The following is a 21,531-nucleotide window of genomic DNA, read 5'->3' on the forward strand; positions in this document are numbered from 1 at the left end:
AACTACAATTCAAACCCGCTCAGTGCTGCGCCATCACCGTGGCACTGACCAGACTCGCAACCTGGTCCAGCATGTCGCTGATAGTCTTGCCATACAGGGTGCTATTGAAGGCTGCGCCATCGAAGACATGCTCACGTCCTATACTCACATTACCTGCAACGGCATTTGAGAATTCCTGCTGCGCCAGCAGTTGACCAGTACTTGCGTCATAGATGCGTACCTCCAGTTCTATGGCACGGGTTCTTTTTTGCGTCAGGCCAAACAGGTTGGTATCTATCTTGGTACCCGCGTTGCGTATCTCACCTGAGACGATGTAGCGGCTGGCATAAGTGCGCCCCAGTTGCTGCAAGAGATTCGCTGGTGGCACATCCTGCTGCCAGTCAAACGATAACAAATCAGGCGAGGTGCGCACCTGAACTTGTCGTTCACGCATGAGTCTGCGGGCAATCGCCTTGGGGAAACCCTGTGAAGCGTCATCAATATCCAGTACCTGGACTGGTTTATTGACGGCAAAGCCTGTCAATACCAGAGCCTTATTGGACGGCAAATTAGGCGGCAAACCGGGATCGGTCATTTGTGCGATGGAGTGCGCAGAAAAGAATACGCCGAGTAAAATTAACGCAATCCGGTTTACCATTGATCTGATTGATCTTATGAGTGCTGTCATGACATTCTTCAATGCAAGTGGTTTATCTTGATTACGACAGTAACAGCAACAACTTTAAGCATCCATTACAATCCTTCATTCATCAACCAGCTTTGACATCATCTCCATGAGTTCATCTCTGATCATTACGCTCGTCAAATCCGACGATGCCGCTGCCGTACTCGCATTTGAACAGGAAAACCGCGACCATTTTGAAGAATGGATAGCCAGCCGGGGCAATGACTTTTATTGCCTGCCAGAAGTACGTTCCAGCCTTGAACAGGCACAATACCTGGCCAGCGCCAATCGTGAATATCACTACCTGGCATGGATAGAGAATGAAGTCGTTGGCCGCATCACCCTGCGTGGCGTTGAACAAGATCAATACCATAAGGCTTTCCTGGGATACCGCTTCAGCAAACGGCATGGAGGCCATGGCTATGCGACAGCCGCAGTCAATGCCGTCGTCAAGCAGGCATTTGAAGAACTCAAATTGAACCGGATTGAGGCCACCGTCATCATTGACAACCTGCCATCCCAGGCCATCATGCGCAAATGCGGCTTCATAGAGTATGGCCACTCGCATGCTTCAGTCTTTCGCAATGGCGTATGGCTGGATATGCTGCACTATGAAAAGCTGAATACGGTGCGCCCGGCCTGAATGACGGCTCATCCCCAGAATTTTGCAGTTCATCGCAAAGCGTGCGCAGGCAAGGACAAAATTGGCAATACTGGCACCAATGCAACACACTTACATTGGAGAAAACCATGCGCCACATCTTGTTGATAGCTGCCCTGCTGCTCAGTTCTACTGCTTTTGCCGATGAGCAAACCCGTAACCTGCCCGCCTTCAAGTCCATCAAGACCCGCAGTGCCTTCAGCCTGGTGGTGGAAGTTGGCAAATCCCAGTCTGTACAAGTCAAGGGCAATGAAAGGTTTGTCAATAATGTCATTACTGAAGTCATTGGTGACGAACTGGTCATTTCTTATAAAGAAAAAAATTCCATCAAGGTCAGCGACAACTCCCAGGTCATCATCAGCATCCCAGAACTGAGCCGTTTCAAGATGGAAGGTGCGGGTAAAACCGTTTTGAACAATCTTTCTGGCCCCCACTTTGCCTTGTATTACGAAGGGGCAGGCATGCTGGTCGCGAATGGCAAGGTCAAATCATTTATCCTGCGGGCCGAAGGCGTGGGCCTGGTAGAAACCAAGGACCTGATTGCCGAACAGGTGGATGCGCACATAGAAGGCATAGGCTCGGTATCTGTCAATGCACGCGACAGCCTGAATGCATCCGTACAAGGCATAGGCAGCCTGACTTATTATGGCCGCCCACGCAATGTCAGCAAGTCTGTCGAAGGTATAGGCTCGGTACGTGCTGGCGATTAAACAAGTCCTGGCAGCTCAGTTTGCGGCTGCTTGCAAGGCACGTAATTCATCTTCATCAAACCCGGCGGCCCGCCTGCCTGCAAGGTTAAAAGGCCCCCGCACTGGTGGGGCCTTGTATTTACGGGCCATCTCGGCATAAGTCGAAATAATATCCAGCCCTTGTTCAGCGCAGAGTTTCTTGTACCAGAAATTGCCTATGGCAACATGACCAATTTCATCGTGCAGGATAATGGCCAGTATATCGGCAGCAGCCTGGTCACCTGCCTGCGCAAGCTTGGCCATGACGGCTGGCGTTGCATCCAGACCGCGTGCCTCCAGCGTACGTGGCACCAGGGCGAGACGGGCCAGCAGGTCACTCCTGGTTTTCTCTGCCATTTCCCAGAGGCTGTTATGGGCAGTGAAATCGCCGTAGGCAAACCCCTGGGTATGTAAATGTCCATCCAGTAACTGGAAGTGATAAGCCTCCTCCTTCAGCACTTTCAACCAGTCCAGATAAAACTGCGTTGGCATACCGGCAAAACGCCAAATGATATCCGCAGCCAGGTTGACTGCATTCAGTTCTATGTGCGCCAGCGCATGGATGAGTACTGCCCTGCCCTCTACTGTATTCATGGCACGACGACCTACTTTACCTGGTGGCACCAGTTCGGGCTTGCTCAAGCGCCCGGGTATGCCCGCCGGTTCCACAAAAACCTTGGCAACATCCAGCAAAGGCTCCTTGAGAATTGCGTGGATAGCCTCACATTTACGTTGAGGGTCAGGCTCAAGCAAAGCCATCAGGGCATCACCCCTTAATTCATTAATAAGTTTATCGTTCATATCGATGCGAAGTCGGGCAAGCAAGCCCGCTGAGGTTTACAATACGGGCTTTAGCCAATATTGCGCCAACAATAAAGCGCCATTTTACGGAAAAATCATGCCCATTTACCAATTCGGTGACCTCAGCCCTGAAATTGACGCATCCGCCTATATTGCCGACAGCGCCAACATCATAGGCAAAGTCGAAATAGGAGCCAATGCCAGCATCTGGTTTGACGTCACCATACGCGGCGACAATGAATTGATTACCATCAGTGAAAACAGCAATGTACAGGAAGGCAGCATTTTACATACTGATCCTGGCTACCCCATGGTGATAGGTAAAAATGTGACTGTCGGCCATCAGGCCATGCTGCATGGCTGCACTGTTGGTGATGGCTCATTGATAGGCATACAGGCGGTAGTGCTGAATGGCGCAAGGATAGGAAAAAACTGTCTGGTTGGTGCAGGTGCACTGGTCACGGAAGGTAAGGAATTTCCTGACAACTCCCTCATCATAGGCTCGCCCGCCAAAGTTGTCAGAACACTGGGTGAAGCCGATATTGCCGGTCTGCAGCGCAATGCCGACACTTACGTAAAACGTGGGCAAGCCTTTAAAACACAACTGAAACGCATAGACTGATTTAGCGATAACAATGACTGATACCTTACAAAAATTCATGTTCGAACATGCCGGTGTACGCGGCGAAATGGTCGAACTGACCCACACCTGGCAACAAACCCTGGCGCGCAAGACTTATCCGGCTGCGGTACAAACCATACTTGGTGAATTGATGGCGGCATCTGCCCTGCTGTCCGCCAACCTGAAGTTTGATGGCACCATGATCATGCAAATCCATGGCGATGGCCCGGTGAAATTGCTTGTGGTTGAATGCGATGGCGAACTGAAAATGCGTGCCACTGCCAAACTCGGTGAGCATGCCAATATCGCAGACGACGCCAGCCTGACTGACCTGATCCATTCCCATGGCAAAGGTCGTTTTGTGATTACGCTCGACCCGAACAATAAATTGCCAGGCCAGCAGGCTTACCAGGGCATCGTGCCGCTCGATGGTGACAGCATTGCAACTGTCATAGAAAACTATATGCAGCGCTCAGAACAGCTCGATACCAAGCTGTGGCTGGCGGCGGACGACCAGGTCGCACGTGGCATGCTGTTACAAAAACTGCCTAAAACCGGTGGTGTAGAAGCCCAAGTGGAAGATGAAACCGAAGCCTGGAACCATGCCGTCATGCTGGGTGATACCCTGAAGCGCCCGGAATTGCTCAGCACAGGCATAGACATACTCATGCACCGCCTGTTCTGGGAAGAAACCATACGCGTATTCGATCCTCTGCATCCGCAGTTCCAGTGCAACTGCACCCGGGAAAAAGTCGGTGACATGCTCAGAATGCTGGGTGAGGAAGAAATAAAGTCAGCCATTGCTGACCTGGGCACGCTGGATATCAATTGCGATTTCTGTGGTAAGCACTATGGCTTCGACAAAGTGGATTGCGCGCAGTTGTTCGTTGCCAGCACGCTGACTGAGGGTACGCTGACCGCGCCTGAAATCAAGCATTAATGTGTATTGGTCTATTGATCCATTGGTCTGGTGACTGCGCGTCGCCAGACTATTTCCATCTCAAATCCACCTTGAATTCATCACTCTGCATGAGTGTTTGATCACATAAACGAATTTCCAATTTGATTTTCTGCCATTGTCGAAAGCTCATTATTCCGGAGACTTTCCATGATTCAACAATGGTATAAATTAAATCAAGCAAATCCAGCCAACCAGCACCGCGGCATGGATATCGTACGCATCGGTGTCGCGCTGATTATTTTGATGCACCCTCTGCATGGCTACACCCACATAGCAAATATCCCAAAATTCGGCGAGTTCCTGACTGAACTTGGCTACCCTTTTGGCACTGCCCTGGCATGGATGGTCTTGCTGGTGCAAACAGCCAGCAGCCTGGCATTACTGGCCAATCGCTTTGTCGTCCCTGCCTGCCTGGGTCATATCATTGTTGTCTGCTTTGGATTGCTCCATGTTCACTCCCACTATGGCTGGTATGTTGTAGGCCCAGGTCAGGGTGGCATGGAATGGGGCTTTATACTGTTGACCAGTTTGCTGGGTGTCATGTGGGCCTATTGGCCAGAAAATAGCAAAAAAGATAAAAAAGATAAATAAATCAGGCAATAAAAATATTTTCAAAAAACCTTTGACCCTGACATTAGGTGAGGCTTTATAGTCTCCCTCATTGAAGGAGATCAGGTATGTTATTGAAAATCGGTGAACTGGCCAGCCGCACTGGCCTGACCATACGCACACTGCATCACTACGACAAAATTGGCTTGCTCAAGCCATCTGCGCGCTCAGAGGCAGGATATCGCCTCTACGACAGGTCGGACATCAAACGCCTGCACCACATACAAGCCCTGCGCCGCCTGAATTTATCGCTGGCAGAAGTGGGCGATGTCATCAACGGCGCTGGCAATGATTTGCACTTTGTCATAGACGAACAGATTTCTGGCCTGGATCAGCAGATAGCCCAGAGCATGGAGTTACGCGACAGGCTGCAACAATTGTCGGGCGTGTTGAAAGCCAAAAGCGAACCCAATCTGGAATATTGGCTTTCGACGCTGGAAATGATGAGTTTGATAGGCAAGTACTTCAGTCGCGATGAGATTTTGCACATGCGTGAACTGGAGCTACAGGCAAAAAGCAAGCTTGAAACTCACATGTCGCCCCTTATCCAGGCAGCCAGGAGCTTGCTGGATCAAAAAACCTCACCGCTTGATCCTGTGGCCAAGCAATTGGCCAGGGAATGGGTGCTAGCCATGAGCCAGATCATGCCTGACCCCAGATTACTCAGCAAATTCACTTTGATGCACAGAAAAGAACCTTCACTGCAGTCATTAAGCGGTGTCGATGATGAGATGATGGACTTTATCACCCAGGCATCAGTAGAGGTCAGGTACGACATTTACAGGAAACACCTGAGTGAAGAAGAACTGAAGTATTTCCGTCACTCCTTTTTTAAAAATGCCGAATCCTGGACCCGGGTCTTTTCTGAAGTGAGACAGAAAATGGCCCTGAACCTGCCACCCGAACACCCGGACGTGCAAGCCATTTTAATCAAGTGGCGCACCCTGTTCATGGACGCCTGGGGTAACCATCTGCCCACCATGCTCAAGGTCAGGAGCATCCATGAAAAAGAGCCCGAGCTAAGTATAGGAGGCGGATTAACGCCATCCATCATTGCCTACGCTCGCCAGGGATTGGCAATTCTCGAAAAGAATTACCCCATGAAGCAGAATTGAAGGAAAACAGTATGAACGAAATAAACAAGAATACAGCCGACAGCAAGCCCAAGGGCATATTCAAGGACAGCAATTTCCTCTGGATGATAGGCGGCGGCGCGATCTCCATGCTGGGTGACCAATTTACTTTAATCGCCCTGCCCTGGCTTGTCCTGAAGATGACTGGTGATACCCTGATACTCGGCATCGTGCTGGCATTGATCAGCGTGCCGCGCGCATTATTGATATTGCTGGGTGGAGCAGTGGTCGATCGCTACTCGCCCAAGACTGTGATGATGCAAACCAAATACATCAATACACTGCTACTGGGTATATTGAGTGCCCTGATTTTTTACGGCAAACTGGAATTATGGATGGTCTATGCGCTGGCCCTGGGTTTGGGTATATCGACAGCCTTCAGCATACCTTCAGGTACATCGATGTTGCCGCGTGTCGTACAGCCATCACAATTGCAGCCAGCAAATGGCATCATGCTGGGCATGCGTCAGTTGACCATGTTCATCGGCCCCGTACTGGCGGGTCTGTTGATCGCCCTGTTTGGTACGCAAGAAAGTGGCATGGTCCATGATGCGCAAGGCCTGGCAGCAGCATTTTTCTTTGACTGTTTTACCTATGCTTTTTCAGCCTGGACACTGAGCAAGGTCAGGATGAATGAAGGCATGCCAGCATCACCTGGCGCAACACCTGCAGCACAAAAACCGGCACTGCTGAAGTCTCTCTCAGAAGGTTTGCGTTATTGCTGGAATGAGAAACAACTGCGTAGCTGCTTTATCTATTGGGCGGCAATCGCTTTCTTCATCATGGGGCCAATACAGATTGCCCTGCCGGTGATGGCAAACCAGCTCAGCAATAGTGCCAGCGCACTGGGCTTACTGGCAGGCTCACACGGTGCAGGCACCTTATTGGGCATGGCACTGGCAGCCATGAAGCCCAATCTGCGCTTTGGCAACCTTGGCCGCACTATCCTGCTGGTCGATTTTCTGGTCGGCATACTTTTCGCACCCATGGGCCTGATCAGCGCAAGCTGGCAAGGGGCACTGATTTTGCTAAGCGTGGGCATACTCGGTGGTTTCTTGCATGTGGCCGTATTTACCTGGGTACAAAAACAGGTACCGCCACATATGATAGGTCGCGCCATGAGCATGTTCATGTTTATCTTCATGGGCATAGGGCCGGTCTCTGCTGCTTTCACAGGCTGGCTACTGCGAAGCATCACGATACCGCAATTGTTCATGGGTAGTGGCAGCTTGCTGATCCTGATCGTCATCACTGCAACACAGTTCAGCCCTATCGCCACCGTGACAGACAAAAGGGCTGCTGCATAGTACATCACCAACACCAGGCAATCCGGCACTGGCGCGCATATCATCATGCGCGCCCGGCCGCCTCGCCGCTGGCAAAATAGCAATCAAATCCCGCTCATGCATGCCCCCCCTTATCCTGGCCTGCATGCACTTTCTGAAAAACAACGATTTCATTGTTAAATCGAGCTAATTTAAGCAACAATTAACTTTTATTTGACCTATCCTTGCCCGCTTTAACCCTATGATACAAAATCGGATATCAGTTATATCTCTTCAGATGCTGCCAGAACAGGGAGACCAGCATGAAAAGAACTTGCTACGCTTTGGTTCTGAGTTTATTTGTCAGCGTCCCACTTCAGGCGATAGCTGTAGAGAGAAGCACGGAAGCTGAAGCCCTGGCTCTGATACAAAAAGCCCAGGAATATATCAAGACTTACGGCGTAGAGAAGGCCGTTATCGAATTCAACCGGCTGGACAGCCCCTTCAATTCTGTCAGTGAAATCAATAAAAAAGGTGACCTTTACCTTTTCACCCTGGACCAGAAGGGATATCAGTCTGTGCATGGCAAAAACCCCAAGATTGTTGGCAAAGTCATGCTCGACATGCGTGACCAGGATGGTGTTTTCCTGATCAGGGAAATGGTAGAGAAATGTTTCTCGAAAGGAAAAGGATGGGTGAACTATCGCTGGCCCAATCCTGTCACCAGGGACCTGGAAAAGAAAAAAGGCTATGTTGAAAGGGTTCCTGGACAGGATTTTTGCCTGGGGACAGGGGTATACTACTGAGGCACACGACACCAATAGCCTGTCTGATGTTGCATTAACCACGAAACAAACAAAGAATATTTATACAGAGACAAGGACAGATATGGCAGCACCGGCTGAACGACCCAGGTTTGCTGGTGTCATTTTCCTGTTGCTTGCAGGTTTGGCAATTGTTGCCATTATTTTGCAAACCTGGTGGGCCATCTCGCAAGACCGCAATGTCACATTCAAATCTGAATATGAAAATGGTCTGGTGACTGTCCGTTTGCTGGAAGAACATGCTACCCAGACCTTGCGGGAAGCTGACGGCAACCTGAGCACGGTCATCAGTGCCATACAATCCATGAGCCGCGAACAAGAGCTTAATGATGACATCATCCGCGAACTGATTACCAAGGCACAGCCCTTCAACAAGGTATTGAAAGCACTGCAGTACGTTAATCCTTCGGGCAAAGCTTTTGTCAGCACCATAGACTACCCAGCCTTTCAGGTTGACGCTGACGAGAGAACTTACATTCCCGTGTTGCTGAAACATCCTGAAATACGGCATGCCGTGATCGGCCATCCTTTTCAGCGTTTTTACGATACCGAACTCGTCGTCCCCATTGCCCGCAACCTGTTTGCAGACAATGGCAAGCATCTTGGCATTATCAGCACTGACATCAGTGTTTCCTATTTCAGCTCTGTGTATGCCAGGGTTGCCAAAGACAGCAAGGCGATGGTCTCTTTGTTTACTGAAGATGGCACTGTCATTGTCCGATTCCCCTTTGATAAAGAATATGTGGGTAAAGAAGTCCGGCAATCGCCGCTGATCAAGGACATGCTCAGGCAGGCTGTTGAAGGTAATTTTATGGACAGCCAGTTTCTTGACGAAAAAAACCAGATAGAGCGCCTTTATACTTATCGCAAAATCGCCGGTTTCCCTATCGTTTCTGTGTTTGCACGTGACAGTGATTCCATCCTGGCTGCCTGGCGCGACCGCACCCGTGACCGCATCGTGTTTTCGGGGGCAACCATACTATTACTGGGTGCGCTGACATTTTTATTATGGCTGCACATACGCCGTCTGCACCGCTCCGAAGATTCATTGAAAAAATCGGAGATGTCGCTGCGCATGAGCGAAAACAAATTCGTCAATTTATTCAAGTATTCCCCGGTTCCGCTCGCCCTGATCAGTCTCAGCAATGACAGGTTTGTAGAAATCAACGATAGCCTGGCCAGGCAGGCTGGCTATAGCCCCAGTGAAATCCTTGGCAAAACACCGCAAGAATTGCAACTGTGGGAAGATATTTCCTTACGATCCGCCTACCTGAAATTACTCAATGAACAGGGCTTTGTCGATCAATTTGAAATGCGCTTTCGCTACAAGGACGGCAGTATAGCGACTTGCCTGTTGTCTTCACGCTTGCTGGAATCTGATGGCGACAGGATGGTCATTTTTACGCCCATCGACATCAGCCGCATGCGCGCCATGGAAAATGACATGCGCCAGTTGAATGCCGAACTTGAAGAACGCGTCAGGCAACGCACCTACAGCCTGGAAAAAACCAATGAAGAACTGGGAAATGCGCTCGACAGCCTGACTACCATGCAGGATGAGTTGATACGGTCTGAAAAAATGGCTGCCCTGGGCTCACTGGTGGCTGGCATCGCTCACGAGCTGAATACACCTATAGGCAATAGCGTTACCGTCGCCTCCACCATGCAAGACCATGCGGCCAGCATGGAGAACGAATTATCCACCAGCCAGCCACGCCGCTCCATCCTCACACAATTGACGCAGGAAACTATCAAGGGCGCCAACATCCTGGTACGCAGTCTCGACCGTGCTGCACAGCTGATACTCAGCTTCAAGCAGGTTGCAGTAGATCAGTCCGGTAATCAAAGACGGCGTTTTGACCTGAGTATCACTCTGAGCGAAATCCTGACCACCCTGGAACCCATGTATAGCCGGAGCAAGCACCAATTACATGTAGACCTGGCACCGGAAGTCACGATGGAAAGTTACCCAGGCGCACTGGCGCAAATACTGACCAATTCTGTTACCAACTCGCTGACACACGCCTTTGAACACTGTGAGCATGGCAATATGTACCTGAAGACCCGCCTGACCGGAGCTAATCAGGTAGAAATCATCTTCAGTGATGACGGTGCGGGTATTTCAGTAGAACATCTTGCGCGGGTATTTGATCCCTTCTTTACGACAAAACTCGGGAAAGGAGGCTCAGGTCTGGGCATGCACATCGTCTATAACCTGGTGACTGATGTGCTGGGAGGGAAAATCGAACTTCAAAGCGAACCTGGCCAGGGAACAAGCTTGAACTTGTTACTTCCATTAATTGCGCCTGTCAAGCAAGCAGACCGATTTGCGGCATGAACAGCAAAAATCCATGAATGCAAAACTCATGGTGACGAAAATAAGATGGGGGGATGTAAAACTGGAAGTTGGCGAGCCTGATCTGCGGCACTTGCGGTAAGTGACTGTGGCTGCTTCGTTCCCGACCTGACCAGATTGGCCACGCCGCAATGCGCAGGGGCCCGCCAACCCATATTATATCGCATCAGGCGCAAACTTGCAGCACTTGGGTTCATTTTGACTTAAGCGGCCAAGCCAGTCGGCAAACTCCCCTGCCCTGCTTCAATGATTCAATGATTCAATGATTCAAGCCGCAATTCTTCATTTCCATCCCCGGCTGGCCCAGTTTCATCGCACCCTTCCATTTGCCCATTCCATTTACATAAGATATGTCTGCCCGCGCCCGTTGCGCATGGATTAGCTCAATTACAAACAGGAAAAAAGCATGGAACTTCGCATACAGCAGCTATCAAAACAATACAGCAATGGTGTACAAGCACTTAATGATATCAATCTGACCATACCTGCTGGCATGTTTGGCTTACTGGGACCAAATGGCGCAGGCAAATCAACCCTGATGCGCACATTGGCAACCTTGCAGGATGCCGATGCGGGCACTGCTCTGCTGGACGATATCAATATCCACGAGCACAAAGACCATATCCGCCGCTTGCTGGGTTACCTGCCACAGGACTTTGGACTTTACCCCAAGGTCAGCGCCTATGACTTGCTGGATCATTTTGCCGTTCTCAAGGGGCTAGATCAGCGCAAGCAGCGTAAAGAGGTAGTCGAGGCCTTATTGCACCAAACCAATCTCTACAATGTCAGGAGCAAGCACCTCGGCGGATTTTCTGGTGGCATGCGCCAGCGTTTTGGCATAGCCCAGGCCCTGCTTGGCGATCCCAAACTGATCATCGTCGATGAACCCACTGCAGGCCTGGACCCAGAAGAACGGGTGCGCTTCCATAATTTGCTGGCTGACATAGGTACAGAAAAAATCGTCATCCTCTCTACCCACATCGTCGAAGACGTTGCAGACCTGTGCAATAACATGGCAGTCATCAACAAGGGACGAGTCATACTGACCGGGCAGCCACTTACCCTGATAGCACAGATACAGGGAAAAATCTGGAAACGCTTTATAGAAAAAAGCGAACTTGCCGACTGCCAGCAAAAATACCAACTCATCTCCAGCCGCCTGACCTCAGGCCGCACACTCATCCATGTATATGCAGATGAAAAGCCGGACCATGCATTTGAAGCGGCCGCTGGCAACCTGGAAGATGTTTATTTCTCTGCGATGGCCGGTTTGCTGACGAGCCCAGCGACATCGCCAGTTCAACGCACAGCCTGAGGAGTCGTCATGTTAGCGATACTCATGTTCGAGCTGCGTCAGAAGTCGCGCAGTCTTTCTACTTATGTCTATTTTCTGGTTTTTTTCAGTCTGGCCCTGCTCTGGATGGCGGCTGCCGGCGGTGTATTTCCCGGTGTTTCCATAGGCTTTGGCGGCAAGGTCAATGTCAACGCACCGGTAGCAGTTTTTCAGAGCATCACCTTTCTTGGTTATCTGGGCATCAGCACAGTCGCGGCCTTGATGGGGCAGGCAACACATCAGGACATAGAACATCATACCTGGCATTTTTTCTATAGCGCCCCCATCAGTAAATTCCAATATCTTGCGGGCCGCTTTTCTGGTGCGCTGCTGACTTCCATCATTATCTTTTCTGGTCTTGGCCTGGGCGCATGGCTGGGTTGTTATCTGCCGGGTCTGGAGGCCGTCAGGCTGGGGCCAGTGCAAGCCCTGTCTTATCTGATGCCTTATCTGTATGCGATATTGCCAAATTTTATTATTTTTGGTGGCATTTTCTTTACCCTGGGGGCACTGAGCCGCCGCATGATGCCGGTGTATGTATCCAGCGTGCTGTTGATTATTGGCTACCTGGTCGCCCGTTCATTGCGGGCTGATCTGGATAACAAGACCATGGCCGCCCTGCTTGATCCTTTTGGTTCCTCTGCCGTCAGCATGGTGACTGAATACTGGAGCATCGCCGACAAGAATACCCGCGAGATTACGCTGGATGGTGTATTCCTGATTAACCGTCTGATCTGGCTGGTTCTTGGCTTCGCCAGTCTGGCGCTATGCTACTGGCGCTTTCAATTCGCTACCGTCAATACGGCTGGCAAACAAAAGAAGGATCAGGCCACAGCTACCCTTGTCCTTATCCAGCCGCAAAAAGTCACGCCGAATTTCGCCAATAGCCGCAACTGGAAATTGCTGTATGCCGAGAGCATGCTGAATCTGCGTGAGTCAGTCAAAAACGTGTATTTCATTGTCATGCTATTGGCAGGCGTCTTGTTCATGTTCGCAGTTTCCAGTTCCATCACCAAGATGTTTGGCACACCCACTTATCCCGTGACTTATGCTGTGCTGGAAATCCTCAGCGGCAGCTTCGGGATCTTCATGCTTGCGATTACCACTTTTTATGCTGGCGAACTGGTATGGCGCGAACGGGATGCACGTATTGCGCAATTGCTTGATGCACTGCCGATACCGAATTACCTGCCTTTCACTGCGAAACTGATTGCACTGATCGTTTTGCAAGGCATCATGCTGTTTGTACTGATGTTGTGCGGCATCCTGATACAGACGGTAAAGGGCTACACCAATTATGAGCTGACCCAGTATCTGCAGCAATTGTTCCTGATGCAGTGGCCGGACTATGCCTTGCTGGCAGTACTTGCGATTTCCTTGCAAGCCATCGTCAATCACAAATACCTGGCTTACTTTTTGATCGTACTGTATTACGCAGCTACGATAGCCCTGCCTGCACTGGGTATCGAACATCCGATGTTCCGCTATGGAATCACTCCAGCATTCACCTATTCAGACATGAATGGCTATGGTCACATGCTGGCTCTTTCGCGCTGGTATCTGGCTTATTGGACAGGTGCCGCCCTGATACTGGTCAGCCTGTCACTGATGATGTGGGTACGCGGCACGACTACTGATTTTCGCCTGCGCTTGCGTTCTGCGAAACAGGCTTTCAAAGGCGGCAATGTCATTTTGCTCGCGTCTGGCAGTTGCCTCTTTGTGTTGACTGGCGCTGCGATCTTTTATTTCACTAACGTCCTCAATACTTACCAAAACCAGTTTGCGCAACAGACTGACAATGCCCAGTATGAAAAACGCTATAAACAATATGCCAGCCAGGCACAGCCACGTATCAGTGACGTCAAACTGAACGTCGATCTTTATCCTGAAACCCGTAGCGCCCATATCAAAGGCAACTATCAATTAATCAACCGCAGCAAGCAGGCGATACAGGAAATATTTATCACGCAAAAAGAAGATATCGATATTATCAAGATGGAATTTGATCTTGCCAGTGAAAAGAATATTGCCGATGGCAAGCTGGGATTCCATAGCTACAAGCTGAAAAAACCGCTGGCAGAGGGCGAGAAACTGACGCTCAATTTTGAGCTCAATATCAAGCCCAAAAACTTCCTGGGCATGAGCCAGGGCAGCTACCTTTATTACAATGGCAGCTTCTTCAACAGCACGCTCTTACCCCACATAGGTTATCAAGCCGCACTGGAACTGCGGGAAGACAAAACCAGGCGCGAACAGGGCTTGCCTGAAAAAGAAAGAATGGCTGAAACCGATGATCCCAAGGCATTGGAAAACAGCTATATCGCCAATGACGCTGACTGGATCAATTTTGATGCGGTGGTTTCAACTTCTGCAGATCAGATGGCCGTTGCGCCTGGCACCTTAAAACGCCAGTGGCAAGAACATGGCCGTCATTATTATCAATACGTGCCTGAACAGCCCATCTTGAATTTTATGCTTTCCTGTCAGGTCGTTATGAAGTAAAAAAGGCGCAATGGCATGACATTCCTATAGAAATCGATTACCACAAAGGGCATGAATATAATCTGGACCGCATGGTAAAGGGCGTACAAAAATCGCTGGATTACTACACGCAGAATTTTGGCCCTTACCAGCACAAACTGGTCCGTATCATTGAGTTTCCGCGTTACGCGAGATTTGCCCAGGCTTTCCCTAACACCATACCGTTTTCAGAAAGCATAGGTTTCATTGCCCGCGTTGATGACAATAATCCCAAGGAAGTGGATTATCCCTTCTATGTGACAGCACATGAGGTCGCCCATCAATGGTGGGCACATCAGGTCATCTCGGGTAACAGCAAGGGTGGCACAGTCCTCGTAGAAACCCTGGCGCAATATTCTGCATTGATGGTCATGAAGCATACCTATGGTGATGCAACCATGCGCCGCTTTCTGCAGTTTGAGCTGGACAGGTATCTGCAGGGCCGCAGTCAGGAGAGGAAAAAAGAATTACCACTGGCACGCAATGAAAATCAAGACTATATCCACTATGCCAAGGGCAGCCTGGCCATGTATTTGCTGCAAGACCAAATCGGTGAAGACAAAGTCAATCAGGCCCTGCGCCTGATCATTGCACGCCATGCCAACAAAGGTGCGCCCTACCCTAGCAGCACGGCACTGACCAGGGCATTGCGCGAAGTCACTCCGGCGGAGCAGCAATATGTGATTGATGACCTGTTTGACTCTATCACCCTGTATGAAAACCGCGCCATTTCAGCTGTTGCCCATACCTTGCCTGATGGTCAGTATGAAGTGATGCTCAAAGTCACCAGCAACAAACTCAAGGCGGATGAGCTGGGTGTGGAAAAAGAAGTTTCCTTGAAAGACTGGATGGATATAGGCATAGATGACAAAGACGGCAAACCTTTGCTGCGTCAGCGTCAGCTCATCAATCAAAAAGAAATGGAGTTCAAGCTCCTTGTCAAAGACTTGCCCGCCAAGGCAGGCATAGATCCAGATATTAAATATGTAGATCGCAAACCGGATGACAATCTGATCAAAGTAGAGTTAGTTAGCAAATAATTACCACACATCTGCACGGGAAGGCGAGCCAGAGTTCGCCTTCCCGTGCGCGTGCGTGTGTATCACATGATTTCTTGCCGTCCGGAATAAAAGTATTAATTTAATAATTAAATATTGGACTTATGGTAAATATATTTCCAATTTTGCTTTTCAATTGTGAACTTTCAGACCAGAATATGGCCTCAAGTGCAGGGCTAATATGACAATACTGAAAAGCACTCATATCAAATAAATAACAAGCCACTACCCTGCATTTGTTGCACATCCATTAATCCAAAAAAATCCACACTGGACCATTAACCATGCATAAACATCTTGTTCGCAACTTGTTCGCTGTTGCATTGACCTTACCCAGCTTCGCCTTTGCTGCTCATCCCAGCGAGACCGAAGCAGACCGCTGGAATTTAAATGATATGTATCAGAGCAAGGCTGACTGGGACAAGGATGCCGTCATGCTGGAAGTGCAGTTAAAACAGTTTCAAACCTGTAGTGGTCATCTGGCTGACAATATCGCCCGCTTCAAGACTTGCCTGGATCTGAACGCTGATTTATCCAAACGCTATGCCAAACTGGCCAGCTATGCTTTCCAGTTCCGCGATCAGGATACGGGTGATAATGCCGGCATGGACCTGGGCCAACGCTCAGATATTCTGGGCAGCAAGGTCGAAGAAGCCACTTCTTTCCTGCGCCCGGAAATTCTGAGCATAGGGGCAAAAAAAATCCAGGCATTCCAGGCCAAAGAGAAAGGCCTGAAGATTTATGCCCACCAGCTCGATGACATTTTGCGCTCAGGCGCCCACACCCTGGACAAAAAGGGCGAAGAACTCATCGCCACTTTTGGCATGGCCACTAACACTGCCAGCGCTGTCTATTCGACTTTATCCAACGCAGAAATGCCCTGGCCCAAAGTCAAATTATCGACAGGTGAAGAAGTACGCATAGACCAGGCTGCCTATACCAAATACCGTGCCGCCCCCAACCGTGCTGACCGCCAACTGGTGTTCGATGCATTCTGGGGAAAATGGAAAGAGTTTGAGCGTAGCTATGGCGTGACCTTCTACGAACAGCTGAAACGTGACTCGGCCTACGCCAAGATACGCAGTTATCCGGATTCGCTGACACAGGCGCTGGATAACAATAAATTGCCACGAGAAGTGTATGACACACTGGTAACACAGACTCGTGCCAACCTCCCTACCCTGCACCGCTATTTCAAACTGCGTGCGAAATTGCTCGGCGTAAAAGACCTGCGTTATTTCGACATTTATCCGCCGCTGGTGTCTGGCGATTTCAAATACCCTATCAAGGATGGTGTCAGGCTGATGCTCGAGTCAGTCAAACCGCTGGGTGATGACTACGCCAAGGCCATGGCAAAAGCCACGACTGAACGCTGGATGGATGTTTACCCTCGTCCACGCAAACGCTCGGGCGCTTATATGAATGGCGCTGCCTATGATGTCCATCCTTACCTGCTGTTGAACTACAACGATGATTATGAGTCTGTCTCGACCCTGGGTCATGAATGGGGCCATGCGATGCATTCTTACCTGGCGAATAAACATCAACCATTTATCAGCGCGGATTACCCTACCTTCACCGCAGAAATTGCTTCGACCACCAATGAAGTCTTCCTGCTTGACCACATGCTGAAAATCGCCAAGAGCGATGACGAGCGCCTGCTCTACCTGGGCTCGGCGCTGGAAAACCTGCGCGGCACTTTCTTCCGTCAGGCCATGTTTGCTGACTTTGAGCGCGAAGTACATGCCAAGGTCGATAAAGGCGAATCCCTGACTGGTGAAGCATTGTCAAAAATCTATGGCGACATCCTGAAAAGCTATCATGGCGATAAGGAAGGCATCATGAAGATAGACGACACCTATGCTGTGGAATGGGCATATATCCCGCACTTCTATAACCGCTTCTATGTATTTCAGTACGCTACATCCATCGCTGCAGGTTCGATGTTTGCCGACGAAATCCTCAAGGGCCAAACTGGCGCCAGGGACAAGTACCTGAACATATTGAAAGCGGGCGGCTCTGCCTATCCTTATGAACTGGTCAAGAGTGCGGGTGTGGATCTGGCCTCACCTGCCCCATATCAGGCGGTGTTTGCACGCATGAATAAAATCATGGATCAGATTGAAGCAATACAGGCAAAACGCTAATACAATAAGCAAATCTATCAGAAGCTGATTCAACAATGAATGAGTTTCTGAACATGAAAAAACCCTGCCTCCCGCCCCCCCCTGGCGAGAGGCAATTTATTTTCAAAGCAATGGAAAAAAGATGCAAAAGAAATTCTTGTTGCTGAGTCTGGCACTGCCTGCATTGTCGATGGCAGCAGAAGGCATGTGGACACTGGACAATTTACCCGACACCAGGCTGCAAGCGGAATATGGCTTCAAACCTACGGCAGAGTGGGTCAGGAATACCATGCTGAGCTCAGTCAAACTGCCCGGCTGCTCTGGTTCTTTCGTCTCCAAAGATGGTCTGGTGATGACCAATCATCATTGTGCCTCAGGCTGCATAGAGCAATTATCGACTGCCAAACAAAATTATGTAGAAAACGGCTTCCTGGCAAAAAAACGGGAAGAAGAACAAATATGCCCAGCGCTGGAATTAAATCGACTGGAAGATATCAGTGATGTGACAGACGAGGTCAAAAAAGCCACCGCAGGTCTGGAAGGCACAGAATTCAAACAGGCACAAAATGCGATTCACGCCAAATTGACCTCAGCCTGCGTGGGTGAAGATAAAGAAAAAACCCGCTGCGACATCGTCGATCTTTATCATGGTGGCCGCTACCATCTGTATAAATACCACCGCTATGCCGATACGCGCCTGGTATGGGCACCAGAAAAATCCATCGCTTTTTTTGGTGGCGACCCTGACAATTTCAATTTCCCGCGCTATGACCTCGATATCACCATGTTGCGGGTGTATGAAAATGGCAAACCTGTTGAAATCAAAAATTTTTTCCCCTTCAGTAAAACCGGGCCACAAGAAGGTGAAATGACATTTATCACGGGTCATCCTGGTTCTACGCAGCGCCAACTGACAATGGCGCAACTGAACAGCCTGCGCGATATTGGTTTGATCGACAGACTGCAGCATCTGGCAGAATTGCGCGGTGTGCTCACGCAATACCGTAAAACCAGCCCGGAAGCAGCGCGCACTGCCGACCATCTGTTATTCGGTACAGAAAACAGCTACAAGGCTGGCGTGGGCAGGTTAAAAACGTTGCTGGACCCGGAATTTATCGCCCGCAAACAAGCTGAAGAAACCGCATTGCGTCAGTTTGTCGATGCCAGGCCAGAGCTCAAGGCAAAAGTTGGTGGTGCCTGGGATGCCATCGCCAAGGCGCAGGAGAACTATCGCCAACTACACAGAATCTCCAGCATGACCGAAGGTGCCGAAGCGTTTTCCAGTGATTATTTCCGCATAGCCCGCAATCTTGTCCGTGCGGCAGACGAGAAAATCAAAAGCAATGCCGAGCGCCTGCCGGAATTTACCGAAAACCGTTTGCCTGGTATCCAGCAAATGGTATTTTCAAAAGCACCAATTTATCCCGAGTTTGAAAAAGTCAAACTTGCACATTCGCTGACCAAGATGCGGGAAGACCTGGGGAGCAATCATGCCTTCGTCAGACAGGTACTAGGCAAACTCTCACCAGAGCAATTGACAGAAAAACTGGTCAGCAAAACCCGCCTGGCAGATATCGAATACCGCAAGACCTTATGGAATGGTGGCAAGGAAGCCATCATCCAGTCGGATGACCCGTTCATCAAACTGGCGCTGGCCGTCGATGCCGATTCTCGTAGCGCACGCAAGCGCATGGAACAGGAAGTGCAATCCGTCGTGCAAAAAAATGCTGAACTGATTGCACAAGCACGCTTTTTGCAGACCGGCACCAGCGTTTATCCGGATGCCACAGGCACCTTGCGCCTGTCTTATGGCGAAGTCAAAGGCTGGCAAGCTGGTGAGCAGGCCATTAAACCCTACACTAATTTTGCTGGTGCTTTCGAACACGAAACCGGGGCCTACCCTTTTGCCCTGCCCACTTCCTGGCATGCTGCAAAAAACAAGCTTAACCTTCAACAGCCTTACAATTTCGTGACCAATAATGACATCATAGGTGGCAATTCAGGCAGCCCTGTCATTAACAAAAATGGCGAAATTGTCGGCCTGGTCTTTGATGGCAATATCCATTCCCTGGGCGGAGCATTCTGGTTTGATGAGCGCAGCAACCGCAGTGTCGCCGTGCATAGCGGTGGCATACTGGAAGCCATGGATAAAATTTACCACGCTCAGGACTTGCTGAAGGAATTGAGCAGCAAATAAGATAATCCTGGAAATCCCTGTAGCCACGCCAGCATCAGCTCGCGTGGCTTTTTTATTAATCCGGCCATCACTGCCCCTGACTTTTGATCCTGATCAACAGCTCACTGCTCTTGTCAAAGTAAAGTAACAAAAAGAACAGCAAGGAGGCCCACCATGTCAGTCAGAAATATTTACCCTGCTTCGCTGCGCATCATTCAGGATGAACACGAACACTTGTCTTCGGTCATACAAGGCATGCGCTATTTCGTCCGGCAAGTAGAAAATGGTGGCAATGCGCCTGATCTGAAAGTTTTCCGTGCCATGCTTTACTACATCATGGAGTATCCGGAGAAAGTCCATCACCCCAAGGAAGATCAATACCTGTTTGCCAAGATCAAGGAGAGAACACACCAGCTTGACAATGAACTGGATGCCTTAAGCGAACAACACGGCAAGGGTGAGCTGATGGTGCACAGGCTGTTTCAAGCCTTGCTCGACTATGAGTTTGGAGGTAAAACTGCCTTCCCTGCTTTCCGCGATCTGGTGGAACAATATGCGCATTTTTATTTTTCCCACATGCGTACTGAAGAAGAACGCATCATGCCGATTGCCAGGCAAGTGCTGAATGACCAGGACTGGAAGCAAGTCGATGCAGCGTTTCTGGAAAATCGCAAAATGCTTGATGACGCTGGTGAACGCTACAAATACGAGCAGCTATTCTCACTGATCGTCAATATTGCACCAGCCCCGATAGGTGTTGCCGATCCGGTTTGAGGAAAAGAGTTTAAGAGAAAGAACTAGCGTCTTGATGACAGGACAATGCCGCCAACGATACACATGAAAGCCATCGCATGAAACAGGTGCGGCAATTCCCCCAGGAATGCGGATGACATCAAAGCAGCAAACAAGGGTGTCAGATTGCTGAAAAAAGCAGCAATACTCGGCCCCACTCTTTGCACACCCAGCCCCCAGCAACGGAAGGCGATCACCGCCGGACCAACCGCAACAAAGGCCAGGGCGGCACACAATGCAGGGCTCCAGTGTATCGTCGGTGTGGTGATGGCCCATTCAGCCGCAGAAAACAAGCCCGACCACAATACACCGAAGCTGACTTGCGCCAGCAGAAAATCAGCCCAGTGATTGCGCAACTCACCATCATTCCCTCTTGTCAGCAGCCAGCTATAAATAGACCAGGTTATGGTGGCAATAATCATGAAGACATCCCCTGGGACCAGTCGCAAAGCCAGTAGTTGTGCAAATTCGCCACGACTCAGGACTATCAGCACGCCGGCAATAGACAGTAGTGCACCTGCCAGCTGCCAAGGCGTAACTTTGGCTTGAAAAAACAAGCGCCCCACGATGAGCATCCACACCGGCATGCTGGCTGCAACCAGGGTGACATTAATAGGAGTAGAACTTTGCAAGGCCAGGTATTGCAAAGCATTGTATAAGCCCACGCCCAGCAAACCCAATAAAGCAAAGCGCCGCCAGTTGCGCCATAACATACTGTCGCTGCGATAAATGTGGGCAGCCATGGGCAAGAGTATTAAGAAAGCCAGCACCCAGCGTATGAAGTTCAGAGTAATCGGTGGCACCAGCTCATGTATCATGCGCCCCACGACAGCATTGCCAGCCCATAGCAAAGGCGGGATAACAAGCAAAAATATGGTTGCAGGGTTCAGTTTGTGATTCAT

Annotated in this window: 18 protein-coding genes and 1 other RNA gene; 15 read left to right on the plus strand and 4 right to left on the minus strand. The window is 49.9% G+C overall.

Going from position 1 to position 21,531, the window contains the following annotated elements; translation table 11 throughout:
- Window positions 1-19: 19 nt before the first annotated feature.
- Window positions 20-574 carry a flagella assembly protein FlgT middle domain-containing protein gene (locus UNDYM_RS14355; RefSeq protein WP_162041649.1) on the minus strand — a complete coding sequence of 185 codons (555 nt, stop codon included), beginning with the start codon at window positions 572-574 and terminating at the stop codon, window positions 20-22.
- A 199-nt stretch (window positions 575-773) separates the two neighbouring features.
- Between UNDYM_RS14355 and UNDYM_RS14360 the strand changes: the two genes are divergently transcribed.
- On the plus strand, window positions 774-1,307 hold the full coding sequence (locus tag UNDYM_RS14360; RefSeq protein ID WP_162041650.1) for a GNAT family N-acetyltransferase: 534 nt from the start codon (window positions 774-776) through the stop codon (window positions 1,305-1,307).
- Window positions 1,308-1,414: 107 nt separating this feature from the next.
- A complete protein-coding gene (locus UNDYM_RS14365) occupies window positions 1,415-2,035 on the plus strand; it encodes a GIN domain-containing protein (protein WP_162041651.1) in 621 nt (206 codons plus the stop codon).
- Window positions 2,036-2,050: 15 nt separating this feature from the next.
- On the opposite strand, the gene UNDYM_RS14370 is transcribed toward UNDYM_RS14365, so the two are convergent.
- Window positions 2,051-2,854, minus strand: coding sequence for a ferritin-like domain-containing protein (locus tag UNDYM_RS14370; protein WP_162041652.1), 804 nt, complete (start codon window positions 2,852-2,854; stop codon window positions 2,051-2,053).
- A 97-nt stretch (window positions 2,855-2,951) separates the two neighbouring features.
- Between UNDYM_RS14370 and UNDYM_RS14375 the strand changes: the two genes are divergently transcribed.
- The 7 genes from UNDYM_RS14375 (at window position 2,952) to UNDYM_RS14405 (ending at window position 10,606) form a co-directional block, all read left to right on the plus strand.
- On the plus strand, window positions 2,952-3,476 hold the full coding sequence (locus tag UNDYM_RS14375) for a gamma carbonic anhydrase family protein (protein WP_162041653.1): 525 nt from the start codon (window positions 2,952-2,954) through the stop codon (window positions 3,474-3,476).
- Between the two features lie 13 nt (window positions 3,477-3,489).
- Window positions 3,490-4,416: an Hsp33 family molecular chaperone HslO gene (hslO, locus tag UNDYM_RS14380; RefSeq protein ID WP_162041654.1), complete on the plus strand. Its 927-nt coding sequence runs from the start codon at window positions 3,490-3,492 to the stop codon at window positions 4,414-4,416.
- Window positions 4,417-4,584: 168 nt separating this feature from the next.
- Entirely contained in the window at window positions 4,585-5,028 is a 444-nt protein-coding gene (locus tag UNDYM_RS14385; RefSeq protein ID WP_162041655.1) for a DoxX family protein, read from the plus strand.
- An 86-nt stretch (window positions 5,029-5,114) separates the two neighbouring features.
- Window positions 5,115-6,161: a MerR family transcriptional regulator gene (locus UNDYM_RS14390; protein WP_162041656.1), complete on the plus strand. Its 1,047-nt coding sequence runs from the start codon at window positions 5,115-5,117 to the stop codon at window positions 6,159-6,161.
- Window positions 6,162-6,172: 11 nt separating this feature from the next.
- Window positions 6,173-7,486: an MFS transporter gene (locus tag UNDYM_RS14395; protein ID WP_174244943.1), complete on the plus strand. Its 1,314-nt coding sequence runs from the start codon at window positions 6,173-6,175 to the stop codon at window positions 7,484-7,486.
- A gap of 281 nt (window positions 7,487-7,767) precedes the next feature.
- Complete coding sequence (locus UNDYM_RS14400; protein ID WP_162041657.1) at window positions 7,768-8,250, plus strand: cache domain-containing protein; 483 nt, start codon at window positions 7,768-7,770, stop codon at window positions 8,248-8,250.
- An 82-nt stretch (window positions 8,251-8,332) separates the two neighbouring features.
- Window positions 8,333-10,606 (plus strand): ATP-binding protein, encoded by a 2,274-nt coding sequence (locus UNDYM_RS14405; protein WP_162041658.1) that lies wholly within the window; start codon window positions 8,333-8,335, stop codon window positions 10,604-10,606.
- Between the two features lie 67 nt (window positions 10,607-10,673).
- On the opposite strand, the gene ffs is transcribed toward UNDYM_RS14405, so the two are convergent.
- Window positions 10,674-10,772, minus strand: an RNA gene (gene ffs / locus UNDYM_RS14410) — signal recognition particle sRNA small type.
- Window positions 10,773-11,030: 258 nt separating this feature from the next.
- On the opposite strand from ffs, the gene UNDYM_RS14415 reads away from it, so the two are divergent.
- The 6 genes from UNDYM_RS14415 (at window position 11,031) to UNDYM_RS14435 (ending at window position 20,611) form a co-directional block, all read left to right on the plus strand.
- Window positions 11,031-11,939 carry an ABC transporter ATP-binding protein gene (locus tag UNDYM_RS14415; RefSeq protein ID WP_162041659.1) on the plus strand — a complete coding sequence of 303 codons (909 nt, stop codon included), beginning with the start codon at window positions 11,031-11,033 and terminating at the stop codon, window positions 11,937-11,939.
- Between the two features lie 9 nt (window positions 11,940-11,948).
- Entirely contained in the window at window positions 11,949-14,459 is a 2,511-nt protein-coding gene (locus UNDYM_RS14420; protein ID WP_232064070.1) for an ABC transporter permease, read from the plus strand.
- A 71-nt stretch (window positions 14,460-14,530) separates the two neighbouring features.
- Entirely contained in the window at window positions 14,531-15,517 is a 987-nt protein-coding gene (locus tag UNDYM_RS30705) for a M1 family aminopeptidase (protein WP_232064071.1), read from the plus strand.
- Window positions 15,518-15,819: 302 nt separating this feature from the next.
- The gene (gene pepF / locus UNDYM_RS14425; RefSeq protein WP_162041660.1) at window positions 15,820-17,682 is read left to right on the plus strand and encodes an oligoendopeptidase F; all 1,863 of its coding nucleotides are present in this window, start codon (window positions 15,820-15,822) and stop codon (window positions 17,680-17,682) included.
- Window positions 17,683-17,803: 121 nt separating this feature from the next.
- A complete protein-coding gene (locus UNDYM_RS14430) occupies window positions 17,804-19,858 on the plus strand; it encodes a S46 family peptidase (protein ID WP_162041661.1) in 2,055 nt (684 codons plus the stop codon).
- Window positions 19,859-20,011: 153 nt separating this feature from the next.
- Entirely contained in the window at window positions 20,012-20,611 is a 600-nt protein-coding gene (locus UNDYM_RS14435; RefSeq protein ID WP_162041662.1) for a hemerythrin domain-containing protein, read from the plus strand.
- A 23-nt stretch (window positions 20,612-20,634) separates the two neighbouring features.
- Here UNDYM_RS14435 and UNDYM_RS14440 read toward each other — a convergent pair whose 3' ends face one another.
- Window positions 20,635-21,531 carry a DMT family transporter gene (locus UNDYM_RS14440; RefSeq protein ID WP_162041663.1) on the minus strand — a complete coding sequence of 299 codons (897 nt, stop codon included), beginning with the start codon at window positions 21,529-21,531 and terminating at the stop codon, window positions 20,635-20,637.

This window comes from Undibacterium sp. YM2, assembly GCF_009937975.1.
GTDB lineage: Bacteria > Pseudomonadota > Gammaproteobacteria > Burkholderiales > Burkholderiaceae_D > Undibacterium.